The sequence below is a fragment of the Bacillus sp. V3B genome (assembly GCF_024494465.1).
Lineage (GTDB): Bacteria > Bacillota > Bacilli > Bacillales > Cytobacillaceae > Bacillus_BD.
On sequence record NZ_JAETXM010000009.1, the window covers coordinates 123,454 to 131,631 of the forward strand.

The following is an 8,178-nucleotide window of genomic DNA, read 5'->3' on the forward strand; positions in this document are numbered from 1 at the left end:
CGATCTCTATTTTTTTAATATGTAAGGAGGGACAAGAAACTTGAGCTTCTTGATCCCCTTTACTCTATACCTTTAAAAATTTTCTAACGGACATTAAACTGCCCCACACACCAATCAACACACCCATTAAAATAAGTAGTCCAGCTACTTGATAAATAAACGGGCTAAACTCTAGTAATTGAATAAAATTACCTTTCAGCTTTTCAGATAAGTAGTTATATGAATAGTAATAGGACGCCCCCACAATCACAATCGGAAGGACAGACCCTAGTAAACCAAGCCACAGACCTTCGAAGATATATGGCCAACGGATAAACCCATTAGTTGCTCCTACTAATTTCATAATCTCAATTTCTGTTCTCCGAGCAAAAATAGTAATTTTAATCGTATTAGAAATTAAAAACATTGCTGTGAACAGTAAACCTAGAATTAAAACCATTCCTATGTTTCTAGCAATACTTGTTACTTCAAAAATCTTTTCTACACTATCTTGTCCATATTTTACCTTTGCTGCAAAATCCATTTTTTTGATCTGCTCAGCCGTTTGCATAGTATCTGTTGGGTTCTTCGCTTTTACGACAAATACATCGTTAAGCGGGTTATCCTGTTCAAATAACTTAAAGGCTTGTCCATCTTCACCAAAACTAGTAACCAGATTATCTAGTTCTTCTTCCTTTGGTGAAAATTCCACACTTTTAACAGTTGGAAGCTTTTCAATTTGATCTTGTAGTACTTGTTGATTCTCTTTTGTTGCGGCAACATCGATATGAACACGAACCTCTACGTCCTCTTCAATATTTGTGGCCACGTTATTAAGATTCATCATAATCACGAAAAAGACCCCAACTAATAGGAGGGTAATGGTCACTGCACTCACAGACGCAAACATCATCCAACCATTTCTACCAAGACTCTTAAAACTTTCTCTTACATGCCGGCGAAATGTTCTAGCCTTCATAGCCATAATCACCTCTCTGTTCGTCACGGGCAATCATACCGCTTTCAATGGCAATGACTCGATGTTTGATCGCGTTCACGATATCTTTATTATGGGTTGCCATGACCACGGTTGTCCCTCTCATGTTGATTTCCTTAAATGTTTTCATAATGTCCCATGCTGTATCAGGATCAAGGTTTCCTGTCGGTTCATCTGCAATGACTACCTTCGGAGAGTTTACGATCGAACGTGCAATCGAAACACGCTGCTGTTCCCCACCTGATAGTTCTTTTGGATGCATACGAGCCTTATGCTTCAGACCAACAAGGTCCAAAACTTCCATCACTCGTTTTTTAATATGATCCGGATGCTCCTCAATAACTTCCATCGCAAATGCTACATTTTCAAATATAGTAAGTGTCGGAAGCAATTTAAAGTCTTGAAAAACCACACCAATTTGACGACGAAGCATCGGAATCTTATTCGGCTTTATTTTTGCTAAATTAATCCCGTTAATCACAATACTTCCTTTTGTAGGCATTTCCTCACAATACATCATTTTTATAAACGTCGTTTTCCCTGCACCACTCGGACCTACGACATAAACAAACTCGCCTTGCTTTATTTGCACACTAATCCCATTGGTAGCAACAACTCCATTAGGATACTTTTTGTATACATTTTCCATTTTAATCATGTTATCACCCAATGTATTTTGTGTTGGAAAAAGCAACAATTTTTCTCGACAAAATCGACAAATTTCTACAAAATTCTATTGTTTTTTCCACACATCCCATTATACCATCATAATTCGCTAAAATAACCGTAAAAAATATTACAGTTTCTTTTCAAATACAAAAACAGTTTTTACTTAGAGCGTTGAAAGCTTCTGAATAGGGCAGAAAAATAGGGTTTATAAAGACCGTTTGACTTTTTTTAAGATGGGATTGGTAATTTGTGGATTTGAAGGATAGGATAAGATTCTAAATCGTATAAAGAAGACTTCCATCAGTGAGGTTTTTCTTCATCCCGCACTGATGGTTAGGCCCACTTATCGGACCTTTACGGGCAGTTGTTCCCCTACCTATCTTCTTTGTTATACTCTGAATTTTGAGGTGGGGGTTTTACTGCCTGTTAAGAGTGGGATAAAAAGGTAGATCATACTTGGAGTTTGTTCGAGAAGAAAAGTGGCAGACCCCACAATACAATATCTAGTAAAAATAAGTTGTACCTAGATTAGATATGGAATAGTCAGTGGGAGTCAGACCTTTATCGATATACGATTATTTTTTAGCCCCTAACCATTCTGCAACAGCTTTGGCTTCAGCACCTTCAATTAATCGAGGTGCCATTCCTTTTTTTCCTTCTGCAATTACTTTTTCAATATCTTCTACTGACAGTCTTGCACCAATGGCACTTAGATCAGCAGCAGGACCGCGTCCCTTTAGATCTCCACCGTGACATCGGGAGCAACTTTGGGTATAAATTTTTTCTGGATCGGCTGTTTCTGTCGTTGTCGTATCATCGCTTCCACCGCAAGCTGCTAGAACAAGCGAGACCCCCATAAGCAAGGCGAATAGTTCCCCCTTCATAAAATCTCCCCTTTGTAAATTACTTCATAATTCAGTTATATTATACCATACGATGACTACTAAAAACCCTCTACAATATTCAATAGAAGTTTTTTCATATAATAAATATTCTACATGAATGGGTTGATTTTCGTAAATTTCACATATAAAAAAGCCTTTCCCACCAGGTGGAAAAGGCTAATTTTAATAGATTGATCTGATCAAATTCGCCCCGCCGAATTTGCGCCCGGATTTTTATCACGCTTCAGAAAGCCACATCCTGTGGCTTTCGCCTGACTAGGACGTCCTGTCCGTCGTCGAGCTCGCTCGATCAATTACCTTTAAAGAATCCGAGGCATCCGCCGGAGGCTTAACTTCATTCAGCGGGGGTTCGAACCCCCACTGAATCAGAGAGATTTTTGCATTCATCCCCCACTTACAGAAGTGGAGACTTCTGTACCTGTCGCAAGCTTTCGGTACAAAAAGCATTTGCTGAATGAAGTTAAACAATAGTGTTATATTTATAAATACTTTCTACTAAATAGCCTATTCATATACACTATACTTTTTTCAAGAAAACCGCACCTTGCATCATTTCTTTACGAAATTTTTGAACGTAGGTATGCATTAATGAAGTCATTTAGATCGCCATCCATGACAGCATGTACATTTCCTACTTCTGTATTAGTCCGATGATCTTTTACCATCGAGTAGGGGTGAAATACATATGAACGAATCTGGCTTCCCCAACCAATATCCTTTTGCTCACCGCGAATTTCAGCAAGTTGCTCCTCTTTCTTTTCAATTTCCAATTGATAAAGTTTGGACTTCAACATTTTCATCGCGGATTCACGGTTTTTGATTTGTGATCGTTCAGATTGACAAGCAACGACAACACCAGTTGGAAGATGGGTGATCCGAATAGCCGAATCTGTTTTATTGATATGCTGTCCACCCGCACCACTTGCTCGGTATGTGTCGACCTTTAAATCTTCTGATCGAACATTGATTTCAATCTCATCATTAAATTCAGGCATAACATCACAGGAAACAAAGGAAGTATGACGACGACCTGATGAATCAAATGGAGAAATTCGAACAAGTCGATGAACACCCTTCTCTGCTTTTAAATAGCCATAGGCATTATGGCCTTTTATCGCAAGTGTTACACTTTTAATTCCCGCTTCATCACCAGGCAAATAATCAAGCGTTTCTACCTTGAATCCTTGTTTCTCAGCCCAACGAGTGTACATTCGAAGAAGCATCGAACCCCAATCCTGGGACTCCGTTCCACCCGCACCCGGATGTAGTTCTAGAATCGCATTATTTTTATCATATGGTTCGCTTAATAGAAGCTGTAGCTCAAATTGACTTAAACGATCGGTTAATTGTGTTAGCTCCTCTTCAAGCTCCTGTTGAAGCTCTTCATCGGCTTCTTCCTTAACCAATTCATAAGTTAACTCTAAATTTTCATAAGCCCCGAATAAATCATAGAACTCATTGACTTGATCTTTTAAGGCATTCGATTCATTGATCACGCCTTGTGCTTTTTGTTGATCATTCCAAAAATCCGGCTGAAGCATCACTTCATCCAACTCTGCCATTCGTGCCTCTTTGTTTTCTAAGTCAAAGAGACCCCCTAAATCCAGCTAAACTCTTAGCTGTTTTTTCTAACTCGTGACGAATCTCTGCTAACTCCATTCGTTCTCCACCTCTACAATATAATTTAAACCAAAAGCAGTGTCAGGCACCGAAAAAAGACAAAACAGTTATGAATGTCCATACAGGATGGATATTCACATATTATAACTTCATGCGATGCCCGCACTTTTCATGACCCTTTTCATAGTTCATCATTAAAACGACCAGAACCTACTCTACATTGGCATGACAATTTTTATATTTTTTTCCACTTCCACATGGACATGGATCATTACGACGAATCTGAACCTTTTTTACAACGGGCTTTTTCTTCACTTTTTCACCGTCTTCTTTTGGGTTAACGGCTTGCCCCTTTACCACTTCTTCCCTTTGAAGGTTATTGCGAATTTCTGCTTTCATAATATATTTCGCAACATCCTCTTCAATCGATTCCACCATGATTTCAAACATCGCAAATCCCTCTTGTTGGTATTCACGCAGAGGATTGACTTGTCCGTAAGCACGCAGATGGATTCCTTGACGAAGTTGATCCATCATATCAATATGGTCCATCCACTTGGAATCAACAGCACGTAATACGATGACTTTTTCAAATTCACGCATTTGCTCTTCGCCAAGTTGATTTTCTTTTTCATTATAATGCTCTTTCACTTTGGAGAAAATAGTATCCGTTATTTCTCCCCGGTCTTTTCCACGAAGGTCGTCAACCATCAGATCGCCTTCTGGAAGAAGGTTGCCGTTAATATAGTCTATTAGACTTTGGTAATCCCATTGTTCTGCCTCTTCACTATCAAGAGTACGAGCGGACACATTGCGTTCTATCGAAGATCGCACCATACTTTCTACAATGCTTCGTAAGTTTTCTGATTCTAACACTTCATTTCGCTGTGCATAAATAATCTCACGCTGCTGACGAAGCACATCATCGTATTGCAACAATTGCTTCCGGGCATCGAAGTTATTTCCTTCCACCCGTCTTTGCGCAGATTCCACAGCTTTTGAAACCATTTTGCTTTGAATCGGCTGAGTATCATCCATGCCCAGCTTTGACATCATCGCTTTCATATTATCCGAACCAAAACGTCGCATCAGCTCATCTTCCATTGAAAGATAGAACTGTGTGACACCTGGGTCTCCTTGACGTCCAGAACGTCCACGCAGCTGGTTGTCGATCCGGCGACTCTCATGACGCTCGGTACCAATGACCGCAAGTCCACCGACCTCTATCACACCTTCACCCAGCTTAATATCGGTACCACGCCCTGCCATATTCGTCGCGATCGTAACGGCACCTGGTTGTCCTGCATTTAAAATAATCTCTGCCTCGTGTTCATGGTTTTTCGCATTCAAGACACTATGACGAATTCCTTTTTTCGATAAATAATTTGAAATAATTTCTGAGGTTTCAATCGCCACTGTACCAAGGAGAACTGGTTGTCCCTTCTCATTGCGCTCTGCAATATCTTCCACAACGGCTTTAAACTTACCATCCATACTCGCATAAATTAAATCAGCTCTGTCATCACGAGCAATCGGCTTATTCGTTGGAATGACGATAACATTCATATTATAAATGTTACGGAATTCTTCTTCTTCTGTTTTCGCTGTACCCGTCATACCCGATAATTTCTCATACATACGGAAATAGTTCTGGAACGTAATCGTGGCAAGTGTCATACTCTCATTTTGAATTTCTAAAGCTTCTTTTGCTTCAATGGCTTGGTGGAGACCATCACTATAACGACGTCCCTTCATTAAACGACCGGTAAACTGGTCAACAATCACAATTTCTCCGTCTTGCACAACATAATCCACATCACGATGCATACTCACATGGGCTTTCAATGCCTGTAGAATATGATGGTTCAGTGTCACATGGCTAATATCAAATAAATTTTCAATACCAAAAGAGCGCTCTGCTTTTGTCATTCCAGCCTCGGTCAATTGAACACCTTTTGTTTTTTCATCGTACGTATAATCCTCTTCTTTTTTCAAAACATGAACAAAAGCATTTGCTTGTATATAAAGCTGGGTTGACTTTTGAGCAGAACCTGAAATAATCAAAGGGGTACGGGCTTCGTCAATTAAGATGGAGTCCACTTCATCAATGACCGCATAATGCAAGGGGCGCTGTACTTTTTGCTCTTTGTAAAGCACCATATTATCACGTAAATAATCAAAGCCTAGTTCATTGTTTGTACTATATGTAACATCACAAGCATAAGCAGCTTGTTTATCTTCTTTAGATAGTCCATTAAGGTTTAACCCCACCGTTAACCCGAGAAACGTATAGAGTTGACCCATTTCACTGGCATCACGACTTGCCAAATATTCGTTGACGGTTATGACATGAACGCCTTTTCCTGTTAATGCATTTAAATAAACAGGCATGGTCGAGGTTAAGGTTTTTCCTTCCCCTGTTTTCATTTCAGAAATATTTCCTTCATGAAGAGAAATACCACCCATTAACTGAACGGGGTATGGATACAAGCCGAGTACTCGTTTCGCACCTTCACGAACGACCGCAAATGCTTCGAAAAGAAGGTCGTCGACGGTTTCTCCTTTTTGGTAACGAGCTTTAAACTCTTCTGTTTTCCCACGTAACTCATCGTCAGATAGCTTTTCCATTTGGGATGCATATGCATCCACTTGCTCAGCCATTTTTGTGAGACGTTTTATTTCTCGCTTATTTGGATCAAACACTTTACTTAAAATGCCGGCCATAAAAACGCTCCTTTTTATAAAAAATCTCTTGTCTTGTATAGAGGCAAAGTTTTTCTTTACATGTAAAATAGACTTGGTGATTTAAAATCTATGTTAAACAACATTCCTTTGCATATGGATCGGAAAGTGAGTCTCCAAGACCTAAGAGCCTATCCGTTACATTATTTTTTGTGTTAATGAAAAAAGATTCGCTTTAAAGATGACGAATCCTTCTGTAAAAAATCGCTATTTTCCTTCATTATCTTACCACTTCCTCTATACAGTGACAACTTATGTGAGAAGAAGTGCTTAGCATTCTTGAATGGTATTTCTCATATGTATGATTCTTGTCTTGCATGATTTATGATACATCGGTTTAACTCAGGTAAAAAGAAGGATAGTAAAACGCAGCCCTTTTGAAAAGAGCTGCGTTTGTTTGGTCTGCGACCTGTGTTTGATTGGAATCAAGTGTTGTGTTTCTTATTGAGCTTCAATTAAACCGTAACGACCGTCTTTTCGTTTGTAGACAACGTTTGTTAGGTTTGTTGCAGCATTTGTAAAGACGTAGAAGTTGTGACCAAGCATATTCATTTGAAGAATGGCTTCTTCACTATCCATTGGTTTTAAATCAAAGCTTTTTTGACGTACAACCTCTAGATCGTTTTCTTCTTCAATGATTGGTTCGTCTGCATCAACAATCTCGTTTGTGAAGAACGCCTCTATACCGCCTTTTTCACGGAACTTACGATTCACTTTTGTTTTATGTTTACGGATTTGACGCTCAAGCTTGTCTGTAATGAGGTCAATCCCAGCATACATATCATTGTGAGTTTCCTCTGCACGTAACACAAGGTTTTGCATTGGAATCGTTACCTCTACTTTAGCTGTTTTATCATTGTAAGTTTTTAGGTTGACGTTTACGTTTGCATTCGGTGTTTCTGTGAAGTAGCGTTCAAGCTTTGTGATTTTCTTTTCGACATACTCTCTAATTGCTGGAGTTACCTCAATGTTTTCACCACGAATGTTGTAGTTCATAAGTGAACTCCTCCTTTTCTTTTTCCCTACGGATAATTTATAAGGGGGAAATGATTAAGTAAGCGTTTTAATTCTTACCTTTATCATTATGATAACCTTATCAATTCCCGCTGTCTATCTTTATAAAATCTTATATGTTTACATTTCTATTTTGGCCTTTCAATCTCCTGCTAAATCAGCAATTTTTTTAAAAATGTGTCGATTTTATGACGTTATTGTAGTTTAGAAGGAGTCGAAACAAGTGGTGTCCTGCTGAAATAAACAAAATGG

Annotated in this window: 6 protein-coding genes; all 6 read right to left on the reverse strand. The window is 39.0% G+C overall.

Annotation, left to right across the window (positions count from 1 at the left end):
* Window positions 1–64: 64 nt before the first annotated feature.
* A complete protein-coding gene (gene ftsX / locus JMM81_RS12275) occupies window positions 65–958 on the reverse strand; it encodes a permease-like cell division protein FtsX (protein WP_256241866.1) in 894 nt (297 codons plus the stop codon).
* A complete protein-coding gene (ftsE, locus tag JMM81_RS12280) occupies window positions 948–1,634 on the reverse strand; it encodes a cell division ATP-binding protein FtsE (RefSeq protein WP_256241867.1) in 687 nt (228 codons plus the stop codon). Before ftsE ends, ftsX begins: the two co-directional genes overlap by 11 nt.
* Before the next feature lie 586 nt (window positions 1,635–2,220).
* Window positions 2,221–2,529, reverse strand: coding sequence for a c-type cytochrome (locus JMM81_RS12285; protein WP_256241868.1), 309 nt, complete (start codon window positions 2,527–2,529; stop codon window positions 2,221–2,223).
* Between the two features lie 578 nt (window positions 2,530–3,107).
* Window positions 3,108–4,209 (reverse strand): peptide chain release factor 2 gene (gene prfB / locus JMM81_RS12290; protein WP_256241869.1). Its coding sequence is split into 2 segments (ribosomal slippage): window positions 3,108–4,136 and window positions 4,138–4,209, totalling 1,101 coding nucleotides; the frame shifts between segments, so codons are not numbered across the junction.
* A gap of 171 nt (window positions 4,210–4,380) precedes the next feature.
* On the reverse strand, window positions 4,381–6,894 hold the full coding sequence (gene secA / locus JMM81_RS12295; RefSeq protein ID WP_256241870.1) for a preprotein translocase subunit SecA: 2,514 nt from the start codon (window positions 6,892–6,894) through the stop codon (window positions 4,381–4,383).
* 459 nt (window positions 6,895–7,353) lie between these two features.
* On the reverse strand, window positions 7,354–7,908 hold the full coding sequence (gene hpf, locus JMM81_RS12300) for a ribosome hibernation-promoting factor, HPF/YfiA family (protein ID WP_256241871.1): 555 nt from the start codon (window positions 7,906–7,908) through the stop codon (window positions 7,354–7,356).
* Window positions 7,909–8,178: the final 270 nt, after the last annotated feature.